The organism is Actinomadura livida, assembly GCF_014648675.1.
GTDB lineage: Bacteria > Actinomycetota > Actinomycetes > Streptosporangiales > Streptosporangiaceae > Spirillospora > Spirillospora livida.
Window position 1 is genome coordinate 49,265 of the sequence record NZ_BMRO01000023.1, and the last position, 13,590, is coordinate 62,854.

14 protein-coding genes are annotated in these 13,590 nt (G+C 72.4%); 1 reads left to right on the forward strand and 13 read right to left on the reverse strand.

Features of this window, described 5'->3' with window-relative positions; translation table 11 throughout:
- Positions 1 to 67: 67 nt before the first annotated feature.
- The 4 genes from IEZ03_RS35090 to IEZ03_RS35105 are packed head-to-tail and all read right to left on the reverse strand — an operon-like array spanning position 68 to position 4,314.
- Positions 68 to 1,303 (reverse strand): hypothetical protein, encoded by a 1,236-nt coding sequence (locus IEZ03_RS35090; protein WP_184889945.1) that lies wholly within the window; start codon positions 1,301 to 1,303, stop codon positions 68 to 70.
- On the reverse strand, positions 1,267 to 2,445 hold the full coding sequence (locus IEZ03_RS35095) for a Dabb family protein (RefSeq protein WP_184889947.1): 1,179 nt from the start codon (positions 2,443 to 2,445) through the stop codon (positions 1,267 to 1,269). Before IEZ03_RS35095 ends, IEZ03_RS35090 begins: the two co-directional genes overlap by 37 nt.
- Before the next feature lie 10 nt (positions 2,446 to 2,455).
- Positions 2,456 to 2,959, reverse strand: a complete 504-nt coding sequence (locus IEZ03_RS35100) for an aromatic-ring-hydroxylating dioxygenase subunit beta (RefSeq protein WP_184889949.1) — start codon at positions 2,957 to 2,959, stop codon at positions 2,456 to 2,458.
- Positions 2,956 to 4,314: an aromatic ring-hydroxylating oxygenase subunit alpha gene (locus IEZ03_RS35105; RefSeq protein WP_184889951.1), complete on the reverse strand. Its 1,359-nt coding sequence runs from the start codon at positions 4,312 to 4,314 to the stop codon at positions 2,956 to 2,958. Before IEZ03_RS35105 ends, IEZ03_RS35100 begins: the two co-directional genes overlap by 4 nt.
- A 352-nt stretch (positions 4,315 to 4,666) precedes the next feature.
- On the opposite strand from IEZ03_RS35105, the gene IEZ03_RS35110 reads away from it, so the two are divergent.
- Positions 4,667 to 5,455, forward strand: a complete 789-nt coding sequence (locus IEZ03_RS35110) for an IclR family transcriptional regulator (protein WP_184889954.1) — start codon at positions 4,667 to 4,669, stop codon at positions 5,453 to 5,455.
- Between the two features lie 88 nt (positions 5,456 to 5,543).
- Here IEZ03_RS35110 and IEZ03_RS35115 read toward each other — a convergent pair whose 3' ends face one another.
- The 9 genes from IEZ03_RS35115 to IEZ03_RS35155 all read right to left on the reverse strand — a co-directional run bounded on the left by IEZ03_RS35115 (position 5,544) and on the right by IEZ03_RS35155 (position 13,589).
- A complete protein-coding gene (locus tag IEZ03_RS35115) occupies positions 5,544 to 5,933 on the reverse strand; it encodes a cupin domain-containing protein (protein ID WP_131975427.1) in 390 nt (129 codons plus the stop codon).
- Entirely contained in the window at positions 5,930 to 6,721 is a 792-nt protein-coding gene (locus IEZ03_RS35120; RefSeq protein WP_184889956.1) for an HpcH/HpaI aldolase family protein, read from the reverse strand. The genes IEZ03_RS35115 and IEZ03_RS35120 overlap by 4 nt, the downstream gene beginning before the upstream one ends.
- Positions 6,718 to 7,872 carry an amidohydrolase family protein gene (locus tag IEZ03_RS35125; protein ID WP_184889958.1) on the reverse strand — a complete coding sequence of 385 codons (1,155 nt, stop codon included), beginning with the start codon at positions 7,870 to 7,872 and terminating at the stop codon, positions 6,718 to 6,720. Before IEZ03_RS35125 ends, IEZ03_RS35120 begins: the two co-directional genes overlap by 4 nt.
- A 79-nt stretch (positions 7,873 to 7,951) precedes the next feature.
- Complete coding sequence (locus IEZ03_RS35130) at positions 7,952 to 8,770, reverse strand: fumarylacetoacetate hydrolase family protein (RefSeq protein ID WP_184889960.1); 819 nt, start codon at positions 8,768 to 8,770, stop codon at positions 7,952 to 7,954.
- Positions 8,771 to 8,923: 153 nt separating this feature from the next.
- On the reverse strand, positions 8,924 to 9,391 hold the full coding sequence (locus IEZ03_RS35135) for a nuclear transport factor 2 family protein (RefSeq protein WP_229808778.1): 468 nt from the start codon (positions 9,389 to 9,391) through the stop codon (positions 8,924 to 8,926).
- Positions 9,376 to 9,825 carry a VOC family protein gene (locus tag IEZ03_RS35140; protein WP_184889962.1) on the reverse strand — a complete coding sequence of 150 codons (450 nt, stop codon included), beginning with the start codon at positions 9,823 to 9,825 and terminating at the stop codon, positions 9,376 to 9,378. Before IEZ03_RS35140 ends, IEZ03_RS35135 begins: the two co-directional genes overlap by 16 nt.
- 73 nt (positions 9,826 to 9,898) lie before the next feature.
- Positions 9,899 to 10,813, reverse strand: coding sequence for an ABC transporter permease (locus IEZ03_RS35145; RefSeq protein WP_184889964.1), 915 nt, complete (start codon positions 10,811 to 10,813; stop codon positions 9,899 to 9,901).
- Positions 10,810 to 11,994 carry an ABC transporter permease gene (locus IEZ03_RS35150; RefSeq protein WP_221480934.1) on the reverse strand — a complete coding sequence of 395 codons (1,185 nt, stop codon included), beginning with the start codon at positions 11,992 to 11,994 and terminating at the stop codon, positions 10,810 to 10,812. The genes IEZ03_RS35145 and IEZ03_RS35150 overlap by 4 nt, the downstream gene beginning before the upstream one ends.
- Positions 11,991 to 13,589 (reverse strand): ABC transporter ATP-binding protein, encoded by a 1,599-nt coding sequence (locus IEZ03_RS35155; protein WP_184889966.1) that lies wholly within the window; start codon positions 13,587 to 13,589, stop codon positions 11,991 to 11,993. Before IEZ03_RS35155 ends, IEZ03_RS35150 begins: the two co-directional genes overlap by 4 nt.
- Position 13,590 lies beyond the last annotated feature (1 nt).

A 13,590-nucleotide genomic window follows, 5' to 3' on the forward strand; every position in this document is an offset into this window, starting at 1 on the left:
GGTGGGTCAAGCGCAGCAAGTGCCCGACTACGGCACGGGCAGGTCGGAGCCCGTCGTCAGGAAGCCCTCAGGACAGCAGGTGGGCGTAGAGGCGGGCGTAGGCGGCCAGGGATGCGAGGTCCAGGACGTCGCAACGGGGATCTTCGGCGGACGGGCGGGAAGCGGGGCCGAGGCGGACGGTGTCGATGCCGTGGGCTCTGAGCGCTACCCCGTCCGTGGAGCCGGTCCAGCCGGTGATCGGGGGTGGGGCGGCGCCGAACTCCTTCTGCCAGGCCGTGCGGGCGGTACGGACGATCCAGGCGTTGGCGGGGGTCGCGGCGGCGGGGTGGATCTCGTCCACGTCCACTTCGATCGTGCAGGTGGCCAGGGGACCGTTCGCGCAGGCGGTCTCGACCTCGCTTCGCAGCGCACCCGCTATGACCTGCGGGTCGGCTTCGGGGACCGTCACCACGTAGATACCGGCCTCCAGCAGGGCCGGGAGGAGGTCGGGTTTGTCGGGGCGGCCCGCCGTGAGCGAGCCGATGCCGGCGGCCGGGCCGACCTGGGTGCCAGGGGCCTGATTGGAAGCGACGTAAGCCGCTCGCCAGCGTTCGACGGCCTCGATGACCGGGCCCGCGTGGGCGATGACCCCGCCGGGCGGGTCGGCCGACTCGCGAGCGAGCACGGCGCCGTGCCGGCCGACGACGCGCAGGCGCAGATAGAGGGCGCCGGGCTCCTCCCACAGGATCGTCGGCGGGCCGCCCTTGGCGACGATGGCGGCGGGCGGGCGCGGCTCTGTGGCGAGGTAGTGGTCGAGGCCGGTCGAGCGAGTGATTCCGCCGTGGCCGCGCAGCATGCTCCGGTGCGTTCCTGAACCGGCCAGGAGAAGGCGCGCGGGTATGCCGCGGGACGCGGCGGAGACGAAAGCGATCAAAGCGGCGGCGGCAGGAGCCCTAGCCACGCCCAGGCCGAACCCCGAGACCTCGGACGCCGTGACCTTCAGCGAAGGCGGCGCGTCCGCGCGGGCGGTGATGGGGCGGTCCTCGGCGGGGTCGCCGCTGAGCGACGTGTCCAGATGCGAGTAGAGCAGCACGCCGCGCGGATCGCCCGCCTGGAGGTTGGCGCCGCCCCCGCCGTACCGCTGGACGTCCCAGTCGATCCAGGGCCACCGCGCCGTGCACCAGGAGGCTAGGCGCACGGCGGCGGCGGCTTCGTGCCCGTACGGGGACGGGACGTCGGCCAGGACCTGGAGGGCGCGGACGATGTCCGCGTCCTCCGGTGCCCTGCTCAGAAACGGCCCCAGTCGTCGGCGGCCGGGCGCCACACGTCGATGTTGCGCGGGTCCGGCGGCATCCGGCGGGGGCGGTGCGTCTCGTGCTCCTCCGGCGTGAACACGCGGTGCCGGTCGCACAGCTCGTAGCGGGGGCCGTGCAGCGGCTCGTGCATGTAGAACGCGATGGACGTCGACGCCGAGTGGTTCACCAGGTCCGACGCGATCGGCTCGCCCTTGTACAGGGCGCGGGCCCGGAAGCGCATGACGTGGTCGAGGCTCTTCGTCGCGAAGCACAGGTGCGCGACGTAGTGCTCCTTGTTGTTCTGCAGCGCGAGGCTGTGGTGGTAGCGGTCCTCGCAGCGCAGGAACGTGGTGGAGCCGACGATCTCGTCCGACGGCAGGAAGCCCAGCACCTTGGTGTAGAACTCCAGCGACTCCTCGTACTTCGTCGTCGCGATGAACGGGTGGACGAGGTCGACCGGGCGCAGGTCCGTGACCGGCGGCTCGGCGTACTCCAGGAAGCCGGTGAACAGCTCCACGATCAGCCCGTCGGGGTCGCGCACCGCGAAGCCGTCCGCGCACAGGTCCTTCTGCCGGTCCTGCAGTTCGAGGATCTCGTGGCCGGCGTCGGCGACCCGCTTGCGCAGGTCGGCGAGGACCTCGTCGCTCTCGACGCTGTAGCCGATCGCGACGGTGTGCCCCACCTCATGCTGGGGCGCGCTGATCAGCTCGATCGAGTGGTGCTCGATGTCGGTCCGCAGGTAGGCGTACTCGTCGGTGCGCTGTTCGAGCTGGAGGCCCACGTGGTACTGGAGGAAGTCGATCGTGCGGTCCATGTCGGGGACCTCGATGCGGGCGTACTCCATCCCGTACGGGCCGCGCGGCCGCCCCGGCTTGGCCGGGATCTCGTAGGTGACGATGATGTGGTCGTCCATGATCGGGCGCCACCGCTCCCGGACGAACCGCTCGTGCGACTCGCTCTCCAGGTAGGCGTTCAGGTCCGCCCGGGTGTCGAACTTCACCGAGAAGGCGTGGGTGTACCTGTCGCTGCGGGTGCTGATGTTGGGCCCGAGCGAAAAGTCGCGCATGGCCGGGTAGCGCTTCGGGAACGTGCGCAGCTCCGCGAGGATGGACTCGACGGCCTCCGCCGGCGCGTCCTCGCGGAACCGGAACGCGAGGTTGTGTTGGATCATCAGGGTTTCCTCAGAGGATGAAGCTCAGCCGGGCGCCGGCGGTCAGGTGTTCGTGGCCGAGGACCGCCCGGCGCCGCCGGAAGCGCAGGCCCTCGTCGCCCGGGACGAGCAGGTGGTCGTACCGCCCCACGTAGGCGTCGAACTCCCCGTCGCGGGCCCGGTGGACGATGAAGGACGCCGTGACCCGGAGCAGGCCCGGCTCGTCGGCCTCGCGCAGCCGCACATTGGAGATCATCCGGTGCGTGCGCGACGGCGGGTTCTCCGCGTGCGCCTTGCGCGACTTGAGCCGCTTGACGCGGGCGCGCAACAGGTCCCAGTCGTCGGTGACGAACGAGCCGGACTCGAAGAACGACTCGCCCTTCCAGTCGGTGGCGGGCACCTCGAACCGGGCGCCGGGCTCGAACAGGGCGAGCCAGTCGTCGTACTTCCAGGCGTCCAGGATCTCCGCCTCGTCGTAGAGGAAGTCCTCCACGTCGGCGCGGGTGATCTCGCGGCCGCCGATGAGTGCCGTCATCGCACGTTCCTCCCCTCAAGGAAGCGCTCGGGACGGTCTCCGCTGACCGCCAGGCCGTCCTCGACGCCGAGCGCGTCGACCCAGTGCCGCCAGAAGCCGCGCATCGCGCCCTCGTCGATGGAGCGGCCCTGGACGCCCTTGACCTCGTCGACCATGCCGCGGGACATGTCGCTGTAGTCCATCCCGGGGCGGGTGTCGGCGGCGGTGGCCTCGATGCCCCGCTGGACCGCCTCGTACGCCTCGATGTCGTCGGGCGTGGCGAGCCCGCCGGGGCCGACGAAGCTGACCATCGTCTTCATCCGCAGCGCGCGGGTGTCGGCGTCCTCGCCGCGCGGGGCGAGCTGCCAGGCGCGGACGTCGGTGCGGTCGGCCGCGACCGGTTCGAGCTGGCGGATCGACAGCCCTTCGAGGTCGAACAGCAGCAGGTTCGGCCAGACGAACAGGATGTGGCTCTCGTCGGCGACGTAGCGGGCGCGCTCGGGGCCGAGGCGGCGGTCCATCTCGGCGCGGTGCGCCTCGGTGCGGACCTTCTCGTCCTCGCCGAAGCGCGGCTCCCACAGCATGCTGATGCGGCCGCCGTGCCCGGTGAGGACGAGCAGGCTGTGGCCGTTGCCGAGGTTGTAGGCGTACTGGTCGTCGTCGGTGACGGCGAAGCCGGTCTCGCGCAGGTAGCCGACGAAGGTGTTGTGCGTGGGCGAGAAGTGGTAGCCGTCCATGGCGTTCTCGACGCCGAGCTTCCAGTTGCCGCGCACCCCGTACATCTGCGTGCCGGGCAGGACCTCCATGCCGGCCTCGTGCTGCTGGGAGATCATCGTCATGTAGTCCGCGGCGTCGCCGAGGTACTCCAGCAGCGGCGGGACGTCCGGGTCGAACGAGACGAACACGAAGCCCTCGTGGCTCTCCAGCCGGGGGACGGCGCGCAGCCGCATCGAGTCGAGGAAGCCCTCGCCGGCGGCCTCGTAGGCGTCCTTGCCGGGGATGGCGGCCACGTCACCGCTGTTGCGGAACGTCCACGCGTGGTAGAAGCACTGGAACAGCTTGGTGGATCCCTCGCGCTCGCGGCACAGGATGGTGCCGCGGTGCGGGCAGGAGTTGAGCCACGCCTGGATGTCGCCGTCGGCGTCCCGGCAGAAGATCAGCGGCCGGCCGCCGAGCGTTCGCGTCTTGAAGTCGTTGGGCGTGGCGACTTCCGTCTCATGGCCCAGGTACAGCCATGTGCGCGCCCATATCCGGTCGCGCTCCGCCTGGAAGACCTCTTCCGAGCGGTACGCGACCCGATTCACGCGGAAAGTCAGCGCGTCCCAGTCCTCGACGACCAGCCGCCCCGGAAGTCCCGTGCCATCCGGTCCGGGCATCGGGCTCCACCCCCTTCCACGCCGCTTCGTCAGCAGCATCGTTCAACAATTCGAGATACCATCTCGCATCGTGTACAGACTTCACCAGTCTCGCTCGTCATGTCAAGGGGCTGTACGGATGGATCGCAACCGGCTTGACTAGGAGCGTCACGTTCATCATGATTGCGTCTCGCAGTGAGAGATGGCGTGCGGTAAAGCTACTACTACGTTACGTGCTGGGCGCTTTACCCATTGGTGTTGCGAATGACCCGCCATGCCGCTCTCGCTCGTGATGAGATGGCGTGTCATGCCGCCACGGAGCCGCCGCACGGCACACGAAGCGGCCGGTGGCCCGGGCAGAAGCGAGGAACGGATGGCGACGAGGACCGCACGAGACACCACGGCCGAGAGCTCCTCTTCGATCCAGACGGTGCAGCGCGCCGCGCTGATCCTGGACTCGTTCACGGTGAGCCGGCCGCATCTGAGCCTGAACGAGATCACCGCCCGGCTCGGCGCCAGCAAGGCGACCGCGCACCGGTACACCAAGGCGCTCCGGGCCGCGAACCTGCTCCGGTACGACGACCGCACCGCGCTGTACTCCCTCGGCCCGCAGGTGCTCACGCTCGCCGCCGCGGCCCGCGCCGCGCTGCCGATCGTGACCGCCGCCGAACCGTACATGGACCGGCTCGTCCAGCTCGCCGGGCAGACCGTCGTGCTGAGCATCTGGGACGGCGAGTCCCCCACGGTCGTGCGCTCGGCCGACAACACCGACCACCTGATCCGCATCAGCGTCCGCGTCGGGTCGCGGCTCGACCTGGCGACCTCCGCGCAGGGCCGGGTGTTCTGCGCGTATCTCCCGCCCGACCAGGTGCCGGCGCTGGGCAAGCTGCTGCGCCGCGCCCCGGAGCTGCGCGCGGAGCTCGACTGGATCCGCGAGCACGGGCTGTCGGTCAACTCGCCGTCCGAGAACGGCCTGCACACCATCGCCGCGCCCGTCTTCGAGGGGGACGCGATCATCGCCACGATGGCGATCGTCGGCACCTCGGTGGACGTCCCGCGCCAGGCCGACTCGCCGATGGCCGAGGCGCTGCTGGAGATCACCCGGGACCTGTCGCAGCGGCTCGGCAACAACGGCGTACCGCACGCCGAGGCCGCCGGCTGACACTCCGCCGGATGGGCGGGACCACGGAGTCGCGGCGCACCGCCCCCTGCCGGGGTCTCGCGGGGGCGGCGCGCCGCGGGCGAACCTCTCAGGAGAGGTCGTCCAGGTAGGTCAGCGACTTCGCGAAGTCCGCGCGGGGCGGCACGAAGATGTCGATGTTGACGCACGGCTCTTCCAGCGGCTCGATGTAGTGCTCGGCTCCCGCGGGCACCAGCAGGAACGTCCCGGCCGTCATCTCGTGCGGGACGCCCTCGACGTAGTAGTTGCAGCGCCCCTCGGAGATGTAGACGAGCTGGTCGAAGTCGTCGTGGCTGTGCGGGTTGAGGTCCATGCCGACGTCGAGGGTGTGGTGGGCGACCATCACCTCGTCGGTGGAGTAGACCCGGCGCCGCACCCCCTTGCGCAGCTCGGTCTCCGGCATGTCGGCCCAGCCGATCACCCTGTTGTAGAGCTTGGCGTTGCGGCCCTCGTCGGTCATGCGTTCCCCTCTCGGCCGGCCGCCGCTTCCAGTCCGGCGGCCAGAATCTGCAGGTCAGAGCCCGTCACCAGGTAGCGCGCGGCGGCCATCCCGTGCCCGTCCGCGGCGGCGGGGGACGGGACCCAGCCGCCGAACGCGATGCCCTGCCGTCCGGCGGCCTCCCGGATCTCGGTGACGGCCGCGCGCAGCTCGGCTCCGCCCGGGGCGGCGCCCAGGCTGACCGCGAGGTCGGTGCCGCCGACGAAGACGACGTCCAGTTCGCCGGTCACCGCGTCCCAGGAGTCGCCGCCCCGCCACCAGGGGGTCTCGATCTGGCCGACGAGCAGCGGCGGGTCGGCGCGTTCGGCGGCCAGGAACGCCGCCAGACCGCCGGACGAGCGCAGCCCGAACCCGGCGGCCCGGTTGGCGAGGCTGACCGACCGGGCCCCGTCGGGCGCGAACCGCGTGGCCCGGACGAGCGCGCGGGCCTGCGCCGCCGAGCCCAGCATGGACAGCTGCAGCCCGGCGGCGCCGTTCTCCAGCAGGCGGCAGATCAGCGGCGCGTCGACCTCCGGGATCCGGACGAGCGCCGGCAGCCCGCAGCGCTCGGCGTGCCGGACGAGCCCGATGGCCTCCGCCTCGGTCAGCGTGGAGTGCTCCAGGTCGACGACGACGAAGTCGAAGCCGGCGAGGCCGCAGACCTCCACCACGTCCGGCGCGGGCAGCTTGACGAAGGTCCCGGTGACCCGGGTGCCCGCCTTCAGCGCCGCCCGCAGCCGGGCCCGCGGCGAACCCTGTGAAGCCGTCATAGGCCGCGCCACGGGACGGTCTCGACCTCGGCACCGTCGTGCAGGACCAGCGCGGGCTGCAGGAGGGGCGCGGTGATGGAGTTGCCGGCGGCGTCCGGCAGGGCGACCGGGTCGGTCTCCTCGACCACGGTGACGTGGGCGGGGCCGCCGGCCTCCAGGCGCCCGTAGCCCTCGGCCTCCAGGCCGAGGAGCTGCGCCGGGCGCACGGTTGCGCGGGCGACCGCCTCGGTGAGCGGGAGGCCCAGCGCGACGAGCTTCGACATGCTGGTCAGCAGGTCGAACACCGGGCCGCGCCAGTTGCGGGCGCTGGTGTCGGAGCTGAGGACGTCGGGGTAGAAGCCCTTCTCGATCGCGGGCCGCGCGACCTCGAAGCTGAGGTTGCTCTTGCCGTGCGCCGAGTCGAACAGGACGCCGCGCTCGCGGGCCGCGAGCACCGCCGGCTGCACGGCGTCGCCGTCCAGGATCCCGTGCTCCTTGCCCGTGTAGCAGTGCGCGACGACGTCACCGGGGCGGAGGTGGTCCAGCACGACCGGGAGCGGCTCGGACGTCTCGCCGATGTGCACCATCAGCGGCAGGCCCGCCTGCTCGGCGAGGTCGAGGGACTTCTTCAGCAGCATCTGCCAGTTCTCGCCGACCACGTCCTCGGACAGCCGGATCTTGAAGCCGCGCACCACGTCGGGGTTCTCGGCGGCGGTGGCCAGCGCGTCGTCCGGGACGAGCGTGTCGGGGTTCATCAGCTCGCCGAAGCGGAAGTCGATGAGGCCGAGCACCGACACGTTCAGGAAGTTCACGATCCGCATCGGGGACGGCTCGACCACGAGCTTGCGGAACGCGGCGAACGTGGAGGCGCCGGCCGTGCCGGCGTCCGCGGCGGCGACGACGCCGCGGCGCAGGTGCGCCTCGTCGGCGGGCGCGCCGACCGCGGACACGTACTGGAAGATGTGGGTGTGCCCCTCGACCAGGCCGGGCAGCACCCAGCGCCCGGTGCAGTCGATGACCTCCGACGCCTCCGCGGCGAGCCCCTCGCCGACGGCCGCGATCGTGGTGCCGTTGACGGCGACGTCGAGCACGGCGTTCGTGCCGGACGCGGGATCGATGACCGTCCCGCCCTTGAGCACGCGATCGTAGCGGGGCTTCTTGTCTTCGGTCATCGAGGTTCTCCCTGTTCTGTGCGGGTGGTGAGGGAAAGGCGGGTGCGCCGTCCCGGGCGGGGCGGCGCGGAGCGCGGGGTCACGTCCGGACCCGGGTGGTGAGCGGCAGGACGCCGTCGATCTCGACGCGGATCGTGTCGCCGGGCCGCAGGAAGTCGCCGCGGTCCTGGCCGGTCCCGGCGGGCGTGCCGGTCAGCACGACGTCACCGGGGTGCAGGACGGCGTACCGGGAGATCCGGGCCAGCAGCTCGGGGATCGGGAAGATCATGTCGGCGCTGCTGGAGTCCTGGCGCTGCTCGCCGCGGACCCAGGAGCGGACGCCGATCGCGTCCGGGCCGGCGACCCGGTCCCGGCTCAGCAGCGACGCGCCCAGCGGGGTGAAGCCGGGGAAGCTCTTGGCCAGGACGGGCCACCCGGTGCGCTTCATGACGTCGCGGCAGGTCATGTCGTTGGCCGCGGTCACGGCGGCGACGGCCGCCCAGGCGTCGGCCTCGGCGGCGTGGTCGAGGGTGCGGCCGATCACGACGGCGATCTCGGCCTCGTAGTCCATCTCGGCGGTCTGCTCGGCCGGCAGCCGGACGCCGGCGCCGGGCCCGCTCACCGACGACGGCGCGGCCAGGTAGAGCACCGGCTCGGCCGGGGCGTCGCGCCCGGTCAGCCGCGCCTTCGAGTGGTAGTTCATGCCGATGCCCCACAGGGCGCGGGGGCGGATGGGCGCGAGCAGCGGCCCGGCGTCGTCCCCGGTGGCCTCGTCGAGCGGGATCCGCCGGACGACCTCGGCCGCGGCGAGGGCGTCCAGCGAGCCGGTCGCCTCGATGAGGGCGCCCGCGTCGGCGTAGGGGGTGTCGAGCACGGCGATCGCGCCGTCCTCGATCCGGCCGAGGCCCTGCGAAGTCATCACAACATGCACAACGTCATCTTTCGATGCGAGATGGATAGCTGTCAAGCAATAAGAGACGGTATCTCACAATGCGACACGCCATGATCCGGGCAGCACCGTGCCGCCGCCTGGCGCGGCCGGGTGGCGGCCGGGCGGCTCGGCGGCGGGCGGTCAGGCGTCCGCTTTGGGAGCGGCGGCGAGCTGCTGCGCCACGTCGGACCCGTCCCAGTAGTCGACGCGGCGCGCCACCAGGCCCTCCGCGTCCACCCACAGCCGGAACACGCCGCGGACCCGCACCGGCGCGTATCCGGCCGAGACGAGCCGGAACGACATCGAGTACGCCAGCACCGCCCGCACGTCCCGGACGACCAGGTCCTCCATGACGTACTTCAGGTCGGCGAAGTCGGCCAGGAAGCCGTCCAGCCGCTCCCGGTACGCCGCGCGGCCGACGACGCCCCGCCCCGCCGCCGCGGTGTGCTCGCTGACGAAGCCCTCGGCCACGCACGCGGCGACGGCGTCGGCGTCATGGCGGTTGAGGGCCGCGAGGTACCGCAGCACCGCCGCGCGGGTCCGCTCCTCGACCCGCGCGGCGGCCCCCGGTTCCGCGGGCCCCGGCCGCCCGGTCAGGATCGCCCCCACTTGGCCCTGACGGTGTCGAACACCTTCTGGTCGTGGGAGATCTCGATGACGTTGCCGTCCGGGTCCTTCAGCGCGCAGATGTAGCCCACCGGGTCCGGCATGTCGCGCGGCTCCCAGTGCAGGCAGCCCAGCTCGCGGGCGCGCTCGGCCAGCTCGTCCACGTCGGAGCGGTTGGGCACCTCGATGCCGATGTGGGCGAACGGGTGCAGCAGGCCCAGCTGGTTGCCCTTGTCCTTGTTGAACGACACCAGCACCAGCACGAACGGCGTCTCCACCTGCCCCTCGTTGGACAGCCAGGCGCTCTCGCCGTCCGCGTCCTTGAAGCGCTCGACCACCACCAGCGGGGTGAGCTCGGTGTAGAAGTCGATCGACTTGTCCAGGTCGCCGCTGGGCAGCGCGACGTGCGTCCAGCGCGCGGCGGTCAGTCCGGTCACAAGGTCCTCCTCGGATTCGTCCGGGCCGGAGTTCCCCGGGCCCGCTTGCTCTTACAGGTCACGCCGTACCCCGTCACGCCGTGCCCCGCTGGAACGCCTTGCCCAGGGCCCGCGGCTCGCGGTCCTTGGCGGCGAACAGCAGCATGGCCACCAGCGCCAGCAGGTAGGGGGCGACGATCAGCAGCTGGGAGTTCAGCGAGACGCCCAGCGCGGGCAGCGCCAGCCGCATCGCGTCGGCGAGGCCGAACAGCGCGCAGCCGAGCAGCGTGCGGCCCAGCCGCCACGCCCCGAAGATCACCGCGGCGATCACGATGAACCCGCGGCCCGCGGTCATGTTCTGGCTGAACGAGCCGACCTCGCCCACCGCCAGGTAGGCGCCGCCGAGCCCGGCCAGCAGCCCGCACCACAGCAGCGCCTGGCGGCGCCGCGCGTTCACGTCGATGCCGGTCACGTCCGCGGCCTGCGGATCCTCGCCGACCGCCCGCAGCTCCAGGCCCCAGCGGCTGCGCTCGACCAGCCACCACGTCAGCGGGATCACGCCGATCAGCAGGTAGACCGGCCACCGCTCGACGAACAGCACCTGCCCGACGATCGGGATGTCGCGCAGCACCGGCACGCTCACCTGCCACACCTGGTGGCCGGTGAACGTCCCGGTGACGATCAGGTAGCTGGTCAGCCCCAGCACCAGCGTGTTGAGGACGAGGCCGACCACGAACGTGTTCACCGCGGCGCGGTGCGACAGGTTGCCGTGCACGAACCCGATGAACAGGCCGACCAGCATCCCGACGACGAGCCCCGACGAGGCGCTGCCGGTCACGGACGCGCCGGCGACCGCGCCGAACGCCCCGCCCAGCATCATCGCCTCGACGGAGATGTTCACCGTCCCGGCCCGCTCCGCGAGGTACTCCCCGCAGGCCGCGAACGCGAGCGGCACCGTCAGCCGGGCGCCGCTGGCGAGGATCGTGGAGATGTTGTCCGCGGCGCTCATGACGCCACCGCCTCCTTGGGCTCGGCTGCCGGGACGTCCGCGTCGGTCGCCGCCCCGCGGCCCTCGCGCCGGCGGCGCAGCGCCTCGGTCAGCACGGGCGGGACGACGAACGCGAGCACCAGCAGCGACTTGACCACGTCCACGAGGAAGTGCGGGACACCGGTCGACGCCAGGAACCCGCCCCCGGAACGCAGCACACCGAACAGCAGCGCGACCGGGATCGCCGCCAGCGGGCGGTTGCGGGCGACCAGCGCCACCAGCAGGCCGTCCCAGCCGATGTTGTTGGACAGGCCCTGCTGCAGCCGGTTGGTGCCGACCGGGCTGGTCAGCAGGACCGCCCCGGCCAGGCCCGCGAAGGCGCCCGACACCGCGAGCGCCGTGCCGCTGAGCGCCGCGACCCGCACCCCGGCGTGCCGCGCCGCCCGCGGGTTCAGGCCGAGCATCGTCAGCCGGAAACCCCACCGGCTGCGCGCGATCAGCACCGCGATGACCACCGCCGCGAGCACCGCGAGGAGCAGCCCGCCGTTGATCTGCAGCCCCGGGTACTCGCCGAACGAGCCCAGCAGGCCGTTCTCCGGCAGCCGGTTGGACTGCGGCGAGACGGTCGCGCCGCCGCGCCGCGTCTCCTGCAGCAGCCACTCGGTGTTGACCGCGAACGAGACGAGCTGCTGCGCGAGGAACGTCATCAGCAGCGTGCTCACCACGATGTTGACGCCGCGGAACCGGTGCATCAGCGAGCTGATCCCGGCCCACGCCCCGCCCGCCAGCGCCGCCGCGACCATCGCGATCACCAGCAGCGCCGGCCCCGGCACGGCCAGCCGCAGCCCGACCGCGGCCCCGGCCAGCGCGCCGATGAGCACCTGGCCCTCCTGGCCGAGGTTGAACACGCCGGCGCGGACGCACACGCACGTCCCGACGGCGACCAGCAGCAGCGGCGCCGCGTACAGCAGCGTCGAGCTGATCGCCGACGGGTTCGCCAGGCTGCCGTCGTACAGCGCCTTCACGGCCCTGCCCGGCGACCCCCCGGTCAGCGCCACCAGCACCGACGACAGCGCCAGTGCCAGCGCGACCGCGACCGCCGTGGCCAGGGCCACCCGGACCCCGCCGGGCCCGGGATTCAGGGCGGCGGCGAGCCGCCGCCCCATCCGGTCCGCGTCGCCCACGCTGTGCTCTCCGGTCACGCGGCCACTCCTCCCACGAGCATGCCGAGGCGTTCGGCGGTGGCCTCCGCGGTGGGCAGGAGGCCGGCGACGCGGCCGCCGGAGATGACCGCGATGCGCGACGACAGGGCCATGACCTCCTCCAGCTCGGTGCTGATGAGCAGGACCGCCACCCCGCTGGACGCGGCCTTGCGCAGCCGCAGGTACATGTCCTCGATGGCTCCGACGTCCAGGCCGTGGGTGGGCTGGGCGGCGACCAGGACCGACGGGTTCGCCGACATCTCCCTGGCGAGGACGACCCGCTGCTGGTTGCCGCCCGACAGGCTGCGGACGGGGTTGTCCAGCGACGAGGTGATGATGTTGAACTCGGTCGCCAGCCGCCGGGCCAGCTCGTGGGTCTTCCGGCGGTCGATCAGCAGCCGGCCGCTGACGCCTTCGAGCGACTTCATCACGAGGTTGTCCGCGACGCTCATGTCGAGGACGACGCCGGAGGCGTGCCGGTCCTCGGGGATGATGCCGAGCCCGGCCCGGTGCAGCGCGCCCGGCCTGGCCGGGTCGACGGGCGTCCCGCCGATCTCGATCGTCCCGGCGGCGGGCTCGACCAGGCCGGACAGCACGTCGCCCAGCGTCGCCTGGCCGTTGCCCTCCACCCCGTACAGCCCGAGGATCTCGCCGGGCGCGACCTCCAGGCTGAAGTCGTCGAGGAGCGGGACGCCGTCGGACCGGACGGTGATGCCGGACAGCCGGAGCGCGGGCTCGACGCCGGGTTCCGGCGCCTCCTCCTGCTTCCGGCCGCCGCGGCGCTCCACCGGGAGCATGCCGAGGGCGGCGGCCTCGGCGCGCAGCGAGACGTCCCGGCCGACCATCTGCCGGGCCAGCTCCTGCGCGCTGGTCTCCGCGGTCACGCTGTGGAACGCGACCCGCCCGCGGCGCAGCACGGTCACCCGGTCGGTGGCCGTGGTGATCTCCGCCAGCTTGTGGCTGATCAGGATCACCGCGCGGTCCTCGCCGGCGACGACCTCGCGCAGCACGCCGAACAGCTCCGCCGACTCGGCCTGGGTGAGCACCGAGGTGGGCTCGTCCAGGACCAGGACGGACGGGTCGCGGCGCAGGCACTTGATCAGCTCGACCCGCTGCCGCTCCCCGGCCGACAGCCGGGACACGGGCGCGAGCGGGTCGATCGGCAGCCCGTACCGGGCGCCGACCTCCCTGACCTGCTCGCAGGCCCGTGCCCGGTCGACCTTGCCGGTGTCGCCGAGCGTGACGTTCTCCCAGACGGTGAGCGGCTCGACGAGGCTGAAGTGCTGGTGCACCATGCCGATGCCGAGCGCGATCGCCTCCTGCGGCCCGCCGACCTCGACCGGCGTGCCGTCGTGGTCGATCGTTCCGCCGTCCCGCCGGACGAGCCCGAGCAGGATCTTCATCAGCGTGGACTTGCCCGCGCCGTTCTCGCCGAGCAGGCCGTGGATCTCCCCGCGGTGGACGGTCAGGTCCACCGCGTCGCAGGCCACGACCGGCCCGTAGGACTTGCAGATCCCGCGCAGTGCCAGCGCGGGCGCCCGCGCCCCGCCGTGGTGACCGAGACCATCGCCGGGGAGGCCGTCACGATCGGTCATG

Excerpts from the sequence above, each read along its gene's own strand:
- IEZ03_RS35125 (WP_184889958.1), bottom strand. The coding sequence starts at position 7,872 with ATGACCGAAGACAAGAAGCCCCGCTACGATCGCGTGCTCAAGGGCGGG.
- IEZ03_RS35105 (WP_184889951.1), bottom strand. The coding sequence starts at position 4,314 with ATGCCCGGACCGGATGGCACGGGACTTCCGGGGCGGCTGGTCGTCGAG.
- IEZ03_RS35100 (WP_184889949.1), bottom strand. The coding sequence starts at position 2,959 with ATGACGGCACTCATCGGCGGCCGCGAGATCACCCGCGCCGACGTGGAG.
- IEZ03_RS35115 (WP_131975427.1), bottom strand. The coding sequence starts at position 5,933 with ATGACCGACGAGGGCCGCAACGCCAAGCTCTACAACAGGGTGATCGGC.
- IEZ03_RS35145 (WP_184889964.1), bottom strand. The coding sequence starts at position 10,813 with ATGAGCGCCGCGGACAACATCTCCACGATCCTCGCCAGCGGCGCCCGG.
- IEZ03_RS35120 (WP_184889956.1), bottom strand. The coding sequence starts at position 6,721 with ATGACGGCTTCACAGGGTTCGCCGCGGGCCCGGCTGCGGGCGGCGCTG.
- IEZ03_RS35155 (WP_184889966.1), bottom strand. The coding sequence starts at position 13,589 with ATGACCGATCGTGACGGCCTCCCCGGCGATGGTCTCGGTCACCACGGC.
- IEZ03_RS35110 (WP_184889954.1), top strand. The coding sequence starts at position 4,667 with ATGGCGACGAGGACCGCACGAGACACCACGGCCGAGAGCTCCTCTTCG.
- IEZ03_RS35130 (WP_184889960.1), bottom strand. The coding sequence starts at position 8,770 with ATGACTTCGCAGGGCCTCGGCCGGATCGAGGACGGCGCGATCGCCGTG.
- IEZ03_RS35095 (WP_184889947.1), bottom strand. The coding sequence starts at position 2,445 with ATGATCCAACACAACCTCGCGTTCCGGTTCCGCGAGGACGCGCCGGCG.